This is a genomic window from Telluria sp. ZB4P36, assembly GCF_059685865.1.
Map to the genome: position 1 here is coordinate 578,836 of NZ_JCASIE010000001.1, position 15,160 is coordinate 593,995.

Genomic DNA, 15,160 nt, shown 5'->3' on the forward strand with positions numbered 1-15,160 from the left:
TTCTAGAACACACACATCCATGGCAGCAGTTGCTGATGAACTGATCGACACCCCGACGCCCGACCAAGAGGCGAAACAGGGCTTTTTGCAGACCACCATGGGCAAGCGCGTCGCCATCGGCGGCGGTATCGCGCTGGTCACCGCCATCATGATCGCACTGTGGATGTGGAGCCAGGCGCCGGAATACCGCGTGCTGTTCTCGAACTACAGCGACCGCGACGGTGGCGCCATCACCGCCTCGCTCGACCAGATGGGGGTGGAGTACAAGTTTTCGGAAGGCGGCACCGCGATCCTGGTCCCGGCCGAGAAGATTCACGACCTGCGCCTGAAGCTGGCCGCGCAAGGCCTGCCGAAGGGCGGCAACGTCGGCTTCGAGCTGCTGGAAAACCAGAAGCTGGGCGTGTCGCAATTCCTGGAACAAGTCAATTATCAGCGCTCGCTCGAGGGCGAGCTGGCGCGTTCGATCCAGTCGCTCGGCTCGGTGAGCGCCGCGCGCGTCCACCTGGCGCTGCCGAAACCCTCGGTCTTCGTGCGCGACCAGCAAAAGCCCACGGCCTCGGTGCTGCTGAACCTGCAGCCGGGCCGCGCCCTCGACCCGGGCCAGGTCAGCGCCATCGTCCACCTGGTCGCCTCGAGCGTGCCGGAACTGACCATCGGTAACGTCACCGTCGTCGACCAGAACGGCAACCTGCTGTCGGACACCTCCAACAAGGCCGCCGGCAACAAGGGCCTGGACGCGACCCAGCTCAAGTACGTCGAGCAGGTCCAGCAGAACATCATCAAGCAGGTCGAATCGATCATCGCCCCGCTGGTGGGCAAGGAAAACGTGCGCGCCGAGGCGACCGCCGAGATCGACTTCGCCCAGGTCGATACCGCCGCCGAGATGTACAAGCCGAATTCGCCGCCGGAACCGCAGGCGATCCGCAGCCAGCAGACCTCGGAATCGACCCAGCCGGGCGCCGGTGCTTCCGGCGTGCCGGGCGCGCTGTCGAACCAGCCGCCGGGCGTGGCCACCGCGCCGATCGACGGCCAGGCGCCGGCCGCGGCACCGGCAGCCGGCGGGCCGACCCGTAAGGACGCCACCACCAACTATGAAGTCGACAAGACCATCCGCTACGAGCAGCGCCCGATGGGCGGCATCAAGCGCCTGACCGTGGGCGTGGTGGTGAACCACCGCCGCAGCGTCGATCCGAAGACCGGCAAGATCGTCGTCAAGCCGCTGGCTGCCGCCGAAGTGGCCCAGATCAACGAGCTGGTGAAGCAGGCGATGGGCTATTCGCAGCAGCGCGGCGACACCCTGAACGTGACCAACGCCCCGTTCGACGGCGTCGACCGTCCGGACGACGCCCCTCAGCAGATCGACTGGTGGCGCGATCCCGCCAACCTGCCGCTGGCCAAGGAGATCGGCAAGTACCTGCTGCTGTTCGCGGTGCTGGCCTTCCTCTACTACCGGATCCTGCTGCCGCTGATGCGCCCGGCGATCAAGAAGTTCGACGAGGTCACGGCCCTGCCGCCGGAACCGGAACCGGAAGAGAAAGACGAGGTCGCCGAAGAAATCGCGGCCGAGCTCGCCGAAGAAGAAATGGAAGAGCAGGAAGTCGAACGCCGGAACCAGGGCTACCGGAAGAACCTGGAAATGGCGCAGGAACTGGCCCGCAAGGACCCGCGTATCGTGGCTAACGTTTTGAAAGCATGGTTGGGATCAAATGAGTGACAAGGACAAGGAAGGCATACAGCAGGCAGCGATCCTGATGCTGGCCCTGGGCGAAGCGGAAGCGGCCGAAGTGATGAAGTTCCTCGGCCCGCGCGAAGTGCTGAAGCTGGGCGGCGCGATGGCGCAGATGAAGGCCGTGCAGCACGGCGAAGTGGTGAAGGTGCTGGAAGCCTTCGTCGAAGAGACCAACCTGCACTCGACCGTCGGCCTCGATTCGGACGAGTACATCCGCCAGGTGCTGACCAAGGCGCTGGGCGACGACAAGGCCGCCGTGCTGCTCAACCGCATCCTGGGCGGCAAGGACGCCTCGGGCATCGAAAGCCTGAAGTGGATGGATTCGCCCTCGGTGGCGGAACTGATCCGCAACGAGCACCCGCAGATCATCGCCACCATCCTGGTCCACCTCGAGCGCGACCAGGCCTGCGAAATCCTGGCCCACTTCACCGAGCGCCTGCGCAACGACGTGGTGCTACGTATCGCCACCCTGGACGGCGTGCAGCCGGCCGCCCTGCGCGAGCTGAACGACGTGCTGACCAAGCTGCTGTCGGGTAACGAGAACATCAAGAAGTCCTCGCTGGGCGGCGTGCGCACCGCGGCCGAGATCCTGAACTTCATGAGCGGCGAGCAGGAAGCGGCTGTCATGGACAACATCAAGAACTACGACAACGACATGGCGCAGAAGATCATGGACGAGATGTTCGTGTTCGACAACATCATCGACATCGACGACCGCGGCATCCAGCTGCTGCTGCGCGAAGTGCAATCCGAGATGCTCATCATCGCACTCAAGGGCGCCTCCCAAGACCTGCGCGAGAAGATCTTCAAGAACATGTCGCAGCGTGCAGGCGAGATGATGCGCGAAGACCTGGAGTCGAAAGGTCCGGTGCGCCTGTCGGAAGTGGAATCCCAGCAGAAACAGATCCTGCAGATCGTGCGCCGCTTGGCGGACGAAGGCCAGATCGTGCTGGGCGGCAAAGGTGAGGATTCCTTCGTCTGATGATTCCGAAAGAACAGCAAAGCGCCTACCAGCGCTGGGAAATGACCTCGTTCGGCGACGAGCGCCCGAGCACCCAGGCGCGCCGCGCCGCGATGGCGCCGACTCCTCCCCCAGCCCCCGAGCAGGTGGAGATCGTCCCGCACGTCGCGCTGCCGACCATCGAAGAACTGGAGGCGATCCGCGAGCAGGCCCGCGCCGAGGGATACGCCGAAGGCTTGCAGGAAGGCCGTGCCGCCGGCCATGCCGAAGGCTATGCCGACGGCGCCCGCGCCGGCCAGATCGAGGCCGAGGGCGAGCTGGAACACCTGCGCGCGATCGCCGCCAGCTTCAGCGACGCCGTGGTGCAGGCCGACGAGACCATCGCCCACGACGTGCTGGAACTGGCCCTGCGCCTGGCGCGCGGCATGGTGCGCACCGCCTTCGACGTGCGCCCCGAGCTGATCCTGCCGGTGGTGCAGGAAGCGATCGGCTACCTGCCGGTGCTGGCCCAGCCGGCTACCCTCAGCTTGCACCCGGAAGACGCCGAGATCGTGCGCCAGGCCATGGGCCAGGAGCTGATCAAGGGCGGCTGGCGCATCGTCGACGACGCCATGATGGCGCGCGGCGGCTGCAAGGTGGATACCGCCAGCAACCAGATCGATGCGCAGGCGCAGGCGCGCTGGGCGCGCCTGACCCACGCACTGCAAAGTAACGTCGACTGGTTGGCATGACCACGACCGACCGCCACACCGCCCGCTGGAAATCCTTCATCAAGGACTGCGATTCCCTGGTCGGCCTGGCCGAACCGATGCAGGTCTCGGGCCGCGTCACGCGCGTGGCCGGCCTGGTGATGGAATGCGTCGGCCTGAAGCTGGCCGTGGGCAGCGCCTGCACCATCCCGGTCGCCAACGGCCAGCGGATCGAGGCTGAAGTGGTCGGTTTCGAGGGCGAGCGCCTGTTCCTGATGCCGCAGAGCGACGTCGAAGGCGTGGTGCCGGGCTCGCGCGTATTCCCGGTCGAGACGGCGCTGCCGAAACCGGGCAGCGTGCAGCACCCGCGCCGCCGCCCGAGCGACCGCGCACGCCACCTGCCGGTCGGCATGCAGCTGCTGGGCCGGGTGGTGGACGGCGCCGGCCGTCCGCTGGACGGCAAGGGGCCGCTCAACACCGACGAGGTCGGGCCGCTCAATGCCCGCCCGATCAACCCGCTCGACCGCGCGCCGATCTCGGAAACCCTGGATGTCGGCGTGCGCGCCATCAACGCCATGCTGACGGTCGGCCGCGGCCAGCGCCTCGGCCTGTTCGCGGGTACCGGTGTCGGCAAGTCCGTCTTGCTGGGAATGATCGCGCGCTACACCACCGCCGACGTGATCGTCGTCGGCCTGATCGGCGAGCGCGGACGCGAAGTCAAGGAATTCATCGAGCAGATCCTGGGGCCGGAAGGCCGCGCCCGCTCTGCCGTGGTGGCCGCGCCGGCCGACTCCCCTCCCCTGATGCGCCTGCAGGGCGCGGCCTATGCCACCGCGATCGCCGAGCACTTCCGCGAACAGGGCAAGAACGTCCTGCTGATCATGGATTCGCTGACCCGCTATGCGATGGCCCAGCGCGAGATCGCCCTGGCCATCGGCGAACCGCCGGCGACCAAGGGCTATCCGCCCTCGGTGTTCGCCAAGCTGCCGGTGCTGGTGGAACGGGCCGGCAACGGGGTCGAGGGCGGCGGCTCGATCACCGCCTTCTACACCGTGCTGTCCGAGGGCGACGACCAGCAAGACCCGATCGCGGATGCGGCGCGAGGCATTTTGGACGGCCACATCGTCCTGAACCGCCACCTGGCCGAAGCCGGCCACTACCCGGCAATCGACATCGAACAGTCGATCTCGCGGGCGATGCACGGCATCACCACGCATGAACACCAGCTGGCGGCGCGCAAACTGAAGCAGCTGTACTCGCGCTACCAGCGCTCGCGCGACCTGATCAGCGTCGGCGCCTATGCCGCCGGCAGCGACCCGGTGCTGGACCAGGCGATCGCCAAGCACGAGCAGATCGAGCACTTCCTGTGCCAGGAAATCCACGACAACGCGGGCATGCTCGAGAGCTTGGGGCAATTGACCTCTCTATTCCAAGGATAAGTTGATGCTTCTGGGCACTATACTGTGACCCATTATGGCTAATACGTCCGCCCTTGAAACCCTGATCGACCTGGCGCAGCGCGATTCCGACGCGATCGCCAAGCGCCTGGGTGCGGCCCTGAAGGCGGTCGACGAAGCCGAGCAGAAGCTGGTGATGCTGGACGGCTACCGCGACGAGTACGTCCGCAAGCTCGACGCGGCCCAGGCGGCGGGCATCACGCCCTTCGCGTACCACAACTTCGTCGCCTTCATCGGCAAGCTGGACAACGCCATCATCGGCCAGCGCGAAGTGATCAAGCATGCGCAGTACAAGGCGGACACGGAAAAACAGGCATGGCAGGAAAGCGAGCGCAAGCGCCTGTCCTACCGCACGCTGAACGAACGCGCCGCCGCCGAGGCGCTGGCGATCGAGAACAAGCGCGACCAGAAACTGATGGACGACCACGCCGCCCGTGGCGCCCGCTACAAACAACGCTGAATACAGGCTGAGCTTTCATCATGACGATGCAGACCACATCCCTTCCGTTCCAGGTGTCCGGCGCCGGCGCGCTGGCCCAGCCGCAACGCAACGCCGCAGCCGGTGTGCAGGCGCCCGAAGGCGAGCTCTTCAGCGCCTCGCTGTCGCGCGCGATGGCGCCGACCCAGCCACCCTCTCCCGCACCGGCAGCGACGCCGGCGCCAGCCGGCAAGCCGGCCGCGCCCGCCAAGCAGCAGGCCGCCGACAAGCCGGCGGCGCAGGGGCCGAAGAGCGCTGCGCGCGAGCCTGCCAAGCAGAACGAGGCGGCATCGGAGGCGCCGGCGCAGGCCGCGGCCGCGAGCGAATCGGCTGAGCCGGCCAAGGATGCGGAAGCCGCCGCCGATTCGGCCACTGCCGCCGCCGAAGCCGCGACCACCCCGGTGACCGACATGCTCGCCTTCATGGCCAGCCTGACCCAGCCTGCTCCGGCGGCGCCGGCCGCGGCACCGGCAGCCGGCGGCGCCGACCTGCAGCTGGCCGCGCTCCAGTCGGCATTCGCGAAACTCGAGACTGCCGGCACGGCCGTAGCGACGGCGGACCCGGCCCTGGCCGCAGCCACCGAAGGCGAGGCCGCGGGCTCCTCGCTGGCAGCCGGCGTGCAGCCGGTGCCGCAGGAGACTGCCGACCTGCGCACGCTGCAGCAGAGCACGCAGGCGCAGGTGCCGGCCGACCCGGGCAAGGCCCAGGCGCAGGGCCGCGAGGCTGCCGCCAACGCGGCAGCCGTCGAGGCGCCGCTGCCTTCCGTCACCCAGCTGCAGGCCCAGGCCGCCAAGCTCGAGACCGTGCCAAACCCGGCCGCCGTGCCGACCGACCGCATCCCCGCCCGCGTCGGCACCCAGGCCTGGGACAACCAGGTCAGCCAGCGCATCGTCTACATGGTGGGCAAGGAACAGGCCGCGACCCTGACGCTGAACCCGCCGGACCTCGGCCCGGTGCAGGTGGTGCTGAACGTGAGCAACGAAGGCGCCAGCGTGGCCTTCTCGTCGAACCAGCAGGAAGTCCGCCAGGCCCTGGAAAACGCCCTGCCGCGCCTGCGCGAAATGATGAGCGAGAGCGGCATTGCGCTCGGTAACGCGACCGTGGATGCCGGCACGCCGGACCAGCGCCAGGCCCAGCAGGATGGCGAGCGCCGCCATGGCGGTGGTGGCGGATTCGGCAACGTGGGCGGCACCGTGGCGAATGAGGACGGCGCCGCCGCCCGGCCGGCGACCCGCACCGTGGCGCTGGGTGACAGCGGCATGGTCGATACGTTTGCATAAGACCGTCCGCACAGGCGCGCAACAATCGGCGGGATTGCCGTCCCTTATGCCCTCTTTTCAGGGCTTGGCGGTCTTGGCTTCCCTCCGATAATGCCATAATGACGGACACATTCTTTTAGGCAGTAAAGAGACATCTGATGGCGAATGCAAAACCAAAGGCAGACCCGAAGGCGGACGCAGCAGCAGCGCCGGCCGGCTCCAAGAAGAAGCTGATCGTGATCGCCGTGGCGGCCGTGCTCGTGCTCGGCGGTGGCGGCGGTGCGGCCTGGTACTTCATGCAGGGCGGCGATGCGGCCGCCGCGCACGACAGTCCGAAAGACGCCAAGAAGAAGAAAAAGAAAGAGTCCGAGGCCAAGCCGGAATACGTGCCGGTCGAAGCCTTCACGGTCAACCTGCAGCCGGAAAACGGCGAGCAATACCTGCAGGTGCAGTTCACCCTGCAGGTCGACGGCGCCGAACAGGCGACCCTGATCAAGGACAATATGGCGATCGTGCGCAACCGCGTGCTGCTTCTGCTGTCGGGCAAGAAAGCATCGGAAATCAGCACCGTCGAAGGCAAGCAGCAGCTCGCCGCCGAAATCCAGGCGATCATCAAGGAACCGTTCGAGAAAGAAGGCGACGAGCAGGAAGTAACGGACGTATTATTTACCTCGTTCATCATCCAGTAACAGAAGCACCATGGCCGATAATTTCCTCTCACAGGAAGAAGTCGATGCCCTCTTAAAAGGGGTCAACGGCGATCAGGACGACATTGCGGCGCCTGAAGACACCTCGGGAGTCCGTACCTATAACCTGGCGACGCAGGAGCGGATCGTCCGCGGCCGCATGCCCACGCTCGAGATCATCAACGAGCGTTTCGCCAGGTATCTGCGGGTTGGCCTGTTCAACTTCCTGCGCCGCAGCGCCGAGGTCTCGGTTGGCTCGGTGCGGGTCTCCAAGTACAGCGAGTTCATCCGCAACCTGGTGGTTCCGACCAACCTCAACCTGATCCACATGAAGCCGCTGCGCGGCACGGCCCTGATGGTGTTCGACCCGGGCCTCGTGTTCCTGCTGGTGGACAACCTGTTCGGCGGCGACGGCCGTTTCCACACCCGCGTCGAAGGCCGCGACTTTACCCAGACCGAGCAGCGCATCATCATGCGCATCCTCGACATCGTATTCGAGGCCTATGCCAAGTCCTGGGAGCCGGTGTACCCGATCGAGTTCGAGTACATCCGTTCCGAGATGAACACGCAGTTCGCCAACATCGCGACCCCGAACGAGGTCGTGGTGTCCTGCACCTTCACCATCGAACTCGGTTCGGTGTCGGGCCAGATCCACTTCTGCATGCCCTATTCGATGATCGAGCCGATCCGCGACGCGCTGACCTCGAGCATCCAGGGTGAAGCCCTGGAAGTCGACAAGCGCTGGGTGCGCCTGATGACCCAGCAGATCCAGGTCGCCGAGGTCGAGCTGGTGGCGGTGCTGGGCGAAGGCCGCGCCAACTTCGACGAGATCCTCAACATGAAGGTCGGCGACATCATCCCGATCACGGTCCCGGAAATGCTGCAGGCCACGGTCGACGGCGTGCCGGTGATGGATTGCACCTATGGCGTCTTCAATGGCCAGTACGCCTTGAAGGTCGAGAAACTGCTCGCCAACAGCGACAATTTCAATAAATAACAGTATGAAATGCCTGCAGGCCGCGGGCGATACAGGAGAGCATTATGTCTGATACCCAGGACGACCAGGGCAGCCTCGACGACGATTGGGGCGCGGCGATTGCCGAGCAGGCCGCAGCCGAAGCGGCGGCGCTCGAGCGCCAGCAGGCGCAGCAGGCGACCGCCACCGCCGCCGTGTTCAAGGATTTCTCGAACAAGGGCGCGCGCAACGATACGCCGAACGATATCGACTTCATCCTCGACATCCCGGTCCAGCTGACCGTGGAACTCGGCCGCACCAAGATCGCGATCAAGAACCTGCTGCAGCTGGCCCAGGGCTCCGTGGTCGAGCTCGACGGCCTGGCCGGCGAGCCGATGGATGTGCTGGTCAATGGTTGCCTGATCGCACAGGGCGAGGTCGTGGTCGTGAACGACAAGTTCGGTATCCGTCTGACTGATATCATTACGCCATCGGAACGGATCAGAAAACTGAATAAATGACCTCTAGCAACGATCACGTACGGCGGACAGGCAACCCGGCCGCCGTACGGTTTGTGGCGGCGCTGCTGTTCGCACCATTGGCAGCCTGCGCCGCGCCCGTCGGCGCTGATCAAACGCCAGCCGCCCAACAGCAAGTCACCGCCCCGGTCACGCAACAAGCACCGCAGGCTGCTCCTTCAGTCTCGGCGCCGATTCCAGTCCCCGCGCCTGCCTCGCAAGAAACCCAGCCCCTGCCCCGCGGCGCTACCACGACCGGCCGCCCGGCCACACCCGCACAGCCCGCGCCCTCCGGCCCGGTCTCGACGCCGATCCAGTCGCCGGCACCCGCCGCCGACACGCCTGCCGTAGCCGCCACGCCGCCCGCCGCCGCCCCGGCACCCGGCCAGCGCCCGCCCCAGGTCGTGATGCCCGCCTCGAACACGCCCGCGACCGGCAGCCTGCTGCAGACCATCCTGGCCCTGGTGCTGGTGCTCGGCCTGCTGCTCGGCCTGGCCTGGTTCCTGAAACGCTACGGCCCGCGCGCCATGGGCGCGAGCGCCAACGTGAAGCTGGTCGGCGCGCTCAATATCGGCGGCCGCGAGCGTATCATGGTGGTCGAAGTGGGCGACCAGTGGATCGTCGTCGGCGCCTCGCCGGGACGGGTCAACGCCCTGGCCACCATGCCGCGCCAGGAAGGCGTGCACGCCGATGGGCAGGCCACGCTCGCCGCCCATGGACCGAGTGCCGGCAGCTTCGGCGACTGGCTCAAGAAAACGATCGACACCCGTAATGCGAAATAAACAACTCCTGCTGGGCGCCGGCGTCGTCGGCCTGGCCCTGCTCCCGCTGGCAGTGCTGGCCCAGCCCGGCATCCCGGCCTTCACCACCAGCCCCGCCGCGGGCGGCGGCACGCAATTCTCGCTGCCGGTCCAGACCCTGATCCTGCTGACGGCGCTGACCTTCCTGCCGGCCGCGCTGCTGATGATGACGGCCTTCACCCGCATCATCATCGTGCTGTCGCTGCTGCGCCAGGCGCTCGGCACCCAGACCGCGCCGCCGAACCAGGTGATGGTCGGGCTGGCGCTGTTCCTGACCTTCTTCGTGATGGGCCCGACCTTCGACCGCATGTACACCGAGGCGTATTTGCCCCTGCAGCAGAACCGGATGCAGATGAGCGAAGCGCTCGAGCGCGGCGTGGTGCCGCTCAAGGAATTCATGATCAAGCAGACCCGCCAGTCGGACCTGGCCCTGTTCGTCAAGATCTCGCGCTCGCCCGCCCTGCAGGGTCCGGAAGACGTCCCGCTGCGGGTCCTGATCCCGGCCTTCGTGACGAGTGAGCTCAAGACGGCGTTCCAGATCGGCTTCGCGATCTTCATCCCCTTCCTGATCATCGACATGGTGGTGGCCTCGGTGCTGATGGCGATGGGTATGATGATGATGTCGCCCGCCGTGATCTCGCTGCCCTTCAAGCTGATGCTGTTCGTGCTGGTCGACGGCTGGCAGCTGCTGCTGGGCTCCTTGTCCCAGAGTTTCTACTAGGGAGACGCGCATGACTCCGGAATCCGTCATGACCATGGGCCGCACCGCGATGGAGATCACGCTGATGGTCTCCGCCCCGCTGCTGCTGGTAGCGCTGGTCATCGGCCTGCTCATCAGCATCTTCCAGGCGGCGACCCAGATCAACGAAGCGACGCTGTCCTTCATCCCGAAGCTGATCGGCGTCTTCATCGCCCTGGTCCTGGCCGGGCCCTGGATGCTGTCCACCATGCTCGACTACATGCGCGGGGTGTTCACCGGCATTCCGGGCCTGATCGGCTGAGCCTGGGCCCGCCTCGATGCTGAGCCTGACCACGGGCGAGATGAACGCCTGGATCGCGGGACTGCTGTGGCCGCTCACGCGCATCCTCGGCCTGGTCGCCGCTGCGCCGCTGTTCGGCAATGCCGGCGTGCCGATGCAGATCAAGCTCGCCCTCGGCGTGCTGCTGGCCGCCGTGATCGCTCCCACCGTGCCCGAGATCCCCGCGGTCGAGCCCACCTCGTGGGCGGGCATCCTGATCCTGGTAAAGGAACTCCTGATCGGCGTGGCGATGGGCTTCGCGATGCGCATCGTGTTCGCCGCCATCGAGTACGCCGGCGAGGTGGCCAGCATGACCATGGGCCTGGGCTTCGCCGTGTTCTTCGACCCCAGTACGCGCGGCCGCTCGGCGGCGGTAGCCCAGTTCCTGACGCTGGTGGCGACCATGGCCTTCCTGGCCGTGAACGCCCACCTGATTCTGCTGGCGGCGCTGGCCGAAAGCTTCCACGCGCTGCCGATTTCCGCGACCCCGTTTTCCGGCAACGCGCCGCTCGAGCTGGCGCGCTGGGGCGGGAAGATCTTCTCGAGCGGGCTGCAGCTGGCGCTGCCGATCGTGGCCGCGCTGCTGGTCACCAACGTCGCCCTCGGTATCCTGACGCGCGCCGCGCCCCAGCTGAACATCTTCGGTATCGGCTTCCCGGTGACGCTGGGCGTGGGCTTCCTGACCCTGAGCCTGGCCCTGCCCTACCTCGGCATGCCGATCGTGAACCTGTTCAACGAAGGGATCGAGGCCGGACGCGCGGTGCCGCGCGCCGGGGTCCAGCGCAATGCCGCGCCGCCGCCGGCACCGGCGACCGCCAACCCGGCCGCGCGCCCGGCGCCGGGTTAGCGCTGTATGCTTGCCTGGTCATCACCCCATTCGCGATGCCCATGAAGACCGTCCGTCCCCTGCACTTCCTTGCCGCAAGCCTGCTGGCCGGCACCTGCATTGGCGCGAGCGCCGCGCCCACCCCGCCCGCCATCCGTGCCGAGATCGACGCCCTGATGTCGCGAATGAAAACCTCGGGCTGCCAGTTCGAGCGCAACGGCAGCTGGCACAGCGCCACCGATGCGCATGCCCACCTGGTCCGCAAGCTGGCGTACATCGAGAAGCGCCGCGAGACGCTCGCCAGCACCGAGCAGTTCATCGAGCTCGCGGCCCAAGCGGCTGCTCTGATGGCTTCCCTTTCCGCTCAGGCGTCGCTACGGGCAAGCGCCTGCAGCAAGGCCTCGGCGCCGGCGGCCGACGACGCCGGGTTTTGCCCGGTGATCAGGAGGCCATCGACGACCACGTAGGAAGCCCAGTCGTCGAGGCGGGAGAAGATACCGCCTTTTGCCTTGAGCTCGTCTTCCACCAGGAAGGGCACGATATCGGTCAGTTCGACGGCGGCTTCTTCGGTATTGGTGAAGCCGGTCACCCGTCTGCCCTGGACCAGGGGAGAGCCATCCGGATTCCGCACATGGCGCAGCACCCCCGGTGCATGGCAGACGAGGGCCACCGGCTTGTGCGCCGCAATGAAGGATTCGATCAAGGCGATCGAGTCGCGGTCTTCAGCCAGGTCCCAGAGCGGACCGTGGCCGCCGGGGTAGAACACCGCATCGAAGTCGTCCTGGGAGACGCTGTCGAGGCGCAGGGTCGCGGCGAGCTGGGCGCCGGCAGCGGCGTCGGCTTCGAAGCGGCGGGTCAGTTCGGTCTGGAAGCCTGGTTCATTGCTCTTCGGGTCGAGCGGCGGCTGGCCGCCGGCGGGCGAGGCCAGCACGACATTGGCGCCCGCGTCCTTGAAGGCGTAATACGGTGCAGCCAGCTCTTCCAGCCAGAAACCGGTCTTGCGGCCGGTCGCGCCGAGCGTGTCGTGCGAAGTCAGAACGATCAGGATATTCATGGGATTTCCTCTTTTAAATTTACAGTAGACCAGTCGTCTAGTGCTTACTTCAAAAAAACGCTTCAGCGAAGCGTTCGTTCACGTCCCGCTCAGCGGGACAGGTGCAGTACTTGCCGCGTCGCGTGCATCGCGGCGTCGAAGGGCGAGCCATCGCGTACGATCTTGACCATGATGCTGGCGCCGAGCCAAAGCTGATACAAGGTCTCCGCCACCAGCTCGGGCCTCCCCTCGATCCTCAGCGAGCCTTCGGCCATTCCGGCTTCGATCGCCGCAGCCAGGCGGCTCACGATGCCGGCAGTGCCCTGCTTCAGGCTCGAGCGCATCGCTTCCGACAGGTCCGCCACTTCCGCACCCAGTTTCACCACCAGGCATTTTCCCTGGCAGTCACAAGCGCCCTGATTCAGGCGCCAGCTATCGAAGTAGCGGACCAGACCCTCCGCCTTCGTGCGCTCCGCTTGCGCGAAAATCGCGTCAATCTCGGCCAGGTAGTCTTCAAAATATTTTTCCAGCAAGGCTACGCCGAAGGCGTCCTTGGAGGCGAAATAATAGTAGAACGATCCCTTCGGTACCCCGGCCGTCGTCAGGATTTCGTTCAGGCCCACGGCCGAGAAACCTTTGGCCGCCATGACCCTCTGCCCCACAGCAATAATATTGTCGCGGACTTCAGAGGACTCGTTTGTCGTTGCTTTCTCCATGAACGCACTGTAAATCAAATTAGACCGGTCGTCTACAACTATTTGTGGCTTGTCGAAACAGGCTGCGGACTACAATGTTTGTCACCCCGACCATTTCCGTTGACACCCATGCCCGAGCATCTCATCACCAACCTCCCCTCGCTGGAAGCCCTGTTTGGCGAGGTAGCGCCGCCCTCGATCGCCAAGGAAACCGACAGCCTGCATCCGCTGTACGCGCGCTGGATCGGCGAGGCGCGCTTCGCCCTGCTGGCCACCAACGGTCCGGATGGCCCGGACATCTCCCCGCGCGGCGACGCCGGCCCGCTGGTGCGCATCGTCGATGACCACACCCTGCTGCTGCCCGAACGGCGCGGCAACAATCGCATCGACAGCCTGCGCAACCTGGTCGCGGACCCGCGCATGGCCCTGCTGTTCATGATTCCGGGCGTGGGCGAAACCCTGCGGGTACGCGGCCGTGCCCAAATCTGCATCGACCCTGAACTGCTGGAATCCTTCGCCGTCGAGGGCAAGCGGCCGCATTGCGTGCTGCGCGTCACGGTTACCAAGGTGTTTTTCCAGTGCGCGCGTTCGATCCTGCGTTCGCGCCTCTGGCATCCAGGAGAACACGACAGCACGGAGGTACCGACGCCGGGAACGATGCTGGCCGCGCTGACGGGAGGCGGCATGGACGGCGAGGCTTACGACAGCGCCTTGCCGCAGCGCCAGCGCGAGACACTGTACTAAGGCCTGCCCCGGCTCGGGACGAATCGGGATAGGGGCGGCCAGTTGTCTGGCCGGTCCCCTCCCACACCACCCGGCATGCGGGTCCGCACCGGGCGGTTCGAGTAGTTGAGGTTAAGTGAGGCGAGGCATGCCGAGGCGGTCAAAGTAGGAAATCGTCAGCGCCGTGTTCGCGGCCTGATAGCTGTTCCGCCACCAGCAGCGGCTGTTCGCCGCTACAAGTTGCGCAGCGTTCGGGCTGGTCCCCAGCTTCAGCAGTTCGCGGTAAATCGTCGTGCCCCGTTTCCATAGTTTCAGGTGCAGTGCCCGCATTCGATGGCGCATCCACTCATCTAAACGAGTCCAGACTTTTGGTGTCTGTGCCAAGCTGAAATAGGCCTTCCATCCCAACACGTAAGAGCGTAGGTTTTCGATTACCTGCTCGATGCTGCGTCCACCGGATCGGCAAGTAATTTGCCTGATCCGTTGCCGAAAAGTCTCTTGGGCCTTGTACGACACAGCACGTTTGACTTCACCTTTCCCGGTTGTGTACAGCTCGTAGCCAAGAAATTTTCGACCAAACGCACTGGTTACTGCACTTTTCGATTCATTGATCTTCAAGTGCAGCTTGTCGTATCGACGCTTGAGCCGGGCCATCACCCGCTCGCCTGCCTTCTGGCTGCGCACGTATACGTTGCAGTCATCGGCATAGCGGGCAAAGCGGTGCCCCTGTCGTTCCAGCATCCGATCCACCTCGTCGAGAAGCACATTGGCCAAGAGCGGCGAGAGTGGTCCGCCTTGCGGCGTGCCTTCGCCCCGCTCGAGCACCACGCCGCCATCCATGATGCCCGCGTTCAGGTAGGCACGCACCAGCCGGATAATTCCAGCGTCGTTCACGCGCTTCCTTAGACGGTCGATCAGGATGTCGTGGTTGACCCGATCAAAGAACTTCGACAGATCGACGTCGACCACGGTGCGGTAGCCTTCCTGCACGTACTGCTGTGCTGCGAGCACGGCATCACGCGCCCGCCGGCCGGGCCGGAACCCGTGGCTGTGTTCACTAAAGGTGGGATCGATCAGCGGTTGCAGCACCTGCAATAATGCCTGCTGAATCAGACGGTCGGTCACGGTGGGTATCCCCAGTTCACGTTCGCTTCCATCCGGCTTCGGAATGCCGACGCGCCGTACCGGCATGGGCCGGTACGTGCCATTCATCAGTTGCTGCCTGATGACAGGCCAAGCGTGCTTCAGGTGTTGTCCGGTCCGGGCAATGTCCAGACCATCGACGCCTGCGGCTCCCTTGTTCGCCTTCACGCGTTTCCACGCGCGTTGCAT

18 protein-coding genes are annotated in these 15,160 nt (G+C 65.6%); 15 read left to right on the forward strand and 3 right to left on the reverse strand.

Annotated features, from left to right (window positions below):
* Positions 1-19: 19 nt before the first annotated feature.
* The 14 genes from fliF to AC56LK_RS02750 all read left to right on the forward strand — a co-directional run bounded on the left by fliF (position 20) and on the right by AC56LK_RS02750 (position 11,844).
* Positions 20-1,714 (forward strand): flagellar basal-body MS-ring/collar protein FliF, encoded by a 1,695-nt coding sequence (gene fliF / locus AC56LK_RS02685; RefSeq protein ID WP_497183013.1) that lies wholly within the window; start codon positions 20-22, stop codon positions 1,712-1,714.
* Entirely contained in the window at positions 1,707-2,711 is a 1,005-nt protein-coding gene (fliG, locus tag AC56LK_RS02690) for a flagellar motor switch protein FliG (protein WP_497183014.1), read from the forward strand. The genes fliF and fliG overlap by 8 nt, the downstream gene beginning before the upstream one ends.
* A complete protein-coding gene (gene fliH, locus AC56LK_RS02695; RefSeq protein WP_497183015.1) occupies positions 2,711-3,421 on the forward strand; it encodes a flagellar assembly protein FliH in 711 nt (236 codons plus the stop codon). Before fliG ends, fliH begins: the two co-directional genes overlap by 1 nt.
* Positions 3,418-4,818 (forward strand): flagellar protein export ATPase FliI, encoded by a 1,401-nt coding sequence (gene fliI / locus AC56LK_RS02700; protein WP_497183016.1) that lies wholly within the window; start codon positions 3,418-3,420, stop codon positions 4,816-4,818. Before fliH ends, fliI begins: the two co-directional genes overlap by 4 nt.
* Positions 4,819-4,852: 34 nt before the next feature.
* Positions 4,853-5,296 (forward strand): flagellar export protein FliJ, encoded by a 444-nt coding sequence (fliJ, locus tag AC56LK_RS02705; RefSeq protein WP_497183017.1) that lies wholly within the window; start codon positions 4,853-4,855, stop codon positions 5,294-5,296.
* Between the two features lie 20 nt (positions 5,297-5,316).
* Positions 5,317-6,594 (forward strand): flagellar hook-length control protein FliK, encoded by a 1,278-nt coding sequence (locus AC56LK_RS02710; protein WP_497183018.1) that lies wholly within the window; start codon positions 5,317-5,319, stop codon positions 6,592-6,594.
* 137 nt (positions 6,595-6,731) lie between these two features.
* Positions 6,732-7,262: a flagellar basal body-associated protein FliL gene (gene fliL / locus AC56LK_RS02715; protein ID WP_497183019.1), complete on the forward strand. Its 531-nt coding sequence runs from the start codon at positions 6,732-6,734 to the stop codon at positions 7,260-7,262.
* A gap of 10 nt (positions 7,263-7,272) precedes the next feature.
* Positions 7,273-8,256, forward strand: a complete 984-nt coding sequence (gene fliM / locus AC56LK_RS02720; protein ID WP_497183020.1) for a flagellar motor switch protein FliM — start codon at positions 7,273-7,275, stop codon at positions 8,254-8,256.
* 44 nt (positions 8,257-8,300) lie between these two features.
* On the forward strand, positions 8,301-8,735 hold the full coding sequence (fliN, locus tag AC56LK_RS02725) for a flagellar motor switch protein FliN (RefSeq protein WP_436104722.1): 435 nt from the start codon (positions 8,301-8,303) through the stop codon (positions 8,733-8,735).
* Complete coding sequence (fliO, locus tag AC56LK_RS02730; RefSeq protein ID WP_497183021.1) at positions 8,732-9,514, forward strand: flagellar biosynthetic protein FliO; 783 nt, start codon at positions 8,732-8,734, stop codon at positions 9,512-9,514. Before fliN ends, fliO begins: the two co-directional genes overlap by 4 nt.
* On the forward strand, positions 9,504-10,253 hold the full coding sequence (gene fliP / locus AC56LK_RS02735; RefSeq protein ID WP_497183022.1) for a flagellar type III secretion system pore protein FliP: 750 nt from the start codon (positions 9,504-9,506) through the stop codon (positions 10,251-10,253). The genes fliO and fliP overlap by 11 nt, the downstream gene beginning before the upstream one ends.
* 10 nt (positions 10,254-10,263) lie before the next feature.
* Positions 10,264-10,533 (forward strand): flagellar biosynthesis protein FliQ, encoded by a 270-nt coding sequence (gene fliQ / locus AC56LK_RS02740; protein ID WP_497183023.1) that lies wholly within the window; start codon positions 10,264-10,266, stop codon positions 10,531-10,533.
* A gap of 16 nt (positions 10,534-10,549) precedes the next feature.
* Positions 10,550-11,398 carry a flagellar biosynthetic protein FliR gene (fliR, locus tag AC56LK_RS02745; protein ID WP_497183024.1) on the forward strand — a complete coding sequence of 283 codons (849 nt, stop codon included), beginning with the start codon at positions 10,550-10,552 and terminating at the stop codon, positions 11,396-11,398.
* A 41-nt stretch (positions 11,399-11,439) separates the two neighbouring features.
* A complete protein-coding gene (locus AC56LK_RS02750; protein WP_497183025.1) occupies positions 11,440-11,844 on the forward strand; it encodes a DUF5329 family protein in 405 nt (134 codons plus the stop codon).
* Here the strand turns inward: AC56LK_RS02750 and AC56LK_RS02755 are convergent.
* Positions 11,742-12,431 carry a type 1 glutamine amidotransferase domain-containing protein gene (locus AC56LK_RS02755; RefSeq protein ID WP_497183026.1) on the reverse strand — a complete coding sequence of 230 codons (690 nt, stop codon included), beginning with the start codon at positions 12,429-12,431 and terminating at the stop codon, positions 11,742-11,744. The two genes, AC56LK_RS02750 and AC56LK_RS02755, sit on opposite strands and share 103 nt — an antisense overlap.
* Before the next feature lie 89 nt (positions 12,432-12,520).
* Positions 12,521-13,126 carry a TetR/AcrR family transcriptional regulator gene (locus AC56LK_RS02760; protein ID WP_497183027.1) on the reverse strand — a complete coding sequence of 202 codons (606 nt, stop codon included), beginning with the start codon at positions 13,124-13,126 and terminating at the stop codon, positions 12,521-12,523.
* A gap of 99 nt (positions 13,127-13,225) precedes the next feature.
* Between AC56LK_RS02760 and AC56LK_RS02765 the strand changes: the two genes are divergently transcribed.
* Positions 13,226-13,849 (forward strand): pyridoxamine 5'-phosphate oxidase family protein, encoded by a 624-nt coding sequence (locus tag AC56LK_RS02765; RefSeq protein ID WP_497183028.1) that lies wholly within the window; start codon positions 13,226-13,228, stop codon positions 13,847-13,849.
* Between the two features lie 111 nt (positions 13,850-13,960).
* Here AC56LK_RS02765 and ltrA read toward each other — a convergent pair.
* A partial coding sequence (gene ltrA, locus AC56LK_RS02770; protein WP_497183029.1) for a group II intron reverse transcriptase/maturase occupies positions 13,961-15,160 on the reverse strand: 1,200 nt, incomplete at its 5' end.

What these genes read in the sequence shown, in the direction of transcription:
- fliH (WP_497183015.1), top strand. Translation starts at nt 2,711, where the DNA reads ATGATTCCGAAAGAACAGCAAAGCGCCTACCAGCGCTGGGAAATGACC.
- fliL (WP_497183019.1), top strand. Translation starts at nt 6,732, where the DNA reads ATGGCGAATGCAAAACCAAAGGCAGACCCGAAGGCGGACGCAGCAGCA.
- fliQ (WP_497183023.1), top strand. Translation starts at nt 10,264, where the DNA reads ATGACTCCGGAATCCGTCATGACCATGGGCCGCACCGCGATGGAGATC.
- fliI (WP_497183016.1), top strand. Translation starts at nt 3,418, where the DNA reads ATGACCACGACCGACCGCCACACCGCCCGCTGGAAATCCTTCATCAAG.
- fliF (WP_497183013.1), top strand. Translation starts at nt 20, where the DNA reads ATGGCAGCAGTTGCTGATGAACTGATCGACACCCCGACGCCCGACCAA.
- fliO (WP_497183021.1), top strand. Translation starts at nt 8,732, where the DNA reads ATGACCTCTAGCAACGATCACGTACGGCGGACAGGCAACCCGGCCGCC.
- fliG (WP_497183014.1), top strand. Translation starts at nt 1,707, where the DNA reads ATGAGTGACAAGGACAAGGAAGGCATACAGCAGGCAGCGATCCTGATG.
- AC56LK_RS02760 (WP_497183027.1), bottom strand. Translation starts at nt 13,126, where the DNA reads ATGGAGAAAGCAACGACAAACGAGTCCTCTGAAGTCCGCGACAATATT.
- fliN (WP_436104722.1), top strand. Translation starts at nt 8,301, where the DNA reads ATGTCTGATACCCAGGACGACCAGGGCAGCCTCGACGACGATTGGGGC.
- AC56LK_RS02750 (WP_497183025.1), top strand. Translation starts at nt 11,440, where the DNA reads ATGAAGACCGTCCGTCCCCTGCACTTCCTTGCCGCAAGCCTGCTGGCC.
- fliM (WP_497183020.1), top strand. Translation starts at nt 7,273, where the DNA reads ATGGCCGATAATTTCCTCTCACAGGAAGAAGTCGATGCCCTCTTAAAA.
- AC56LK_RS02755 (WP_497183026.1), bottom strand. Translation starts at nt 12,431, where the DNA reads ATGAATATCCTGATCGTTCTGACTTCGCACGACACGCTCGGCGCGACC.
- fliR (WP_497183024.1), top strand. Translation starts at nt 10,550, where the DNA reads ATGCTGAGCCTGACCACGGGCGAGATGAACGCCTGGATCGCGGGACTG.
- AC56LK_RS02710 (WP_497183018.1), top strand. Translation starts at nt 5,317, where the DNA reads ATGACGATGCAGACCACATCCCTTCCGTTCCAGGTGTCCGGCGCCGGC.
- fliP (WP_497183022.1), top strand. Translation starts at nt 9,504, where the DNA reads ATGCGAAATAAACAACTCCTGCTGGGCGCCGGCGTCGTCGGCCTGGCC.
- fliJ (WP_497183017.1), top strand. Translation starts at nt 4,853, where the DNA reads ATGGCTAATACGTCCGCCCTTGAAACCCTGATCGACCTGGCGCAGCGC.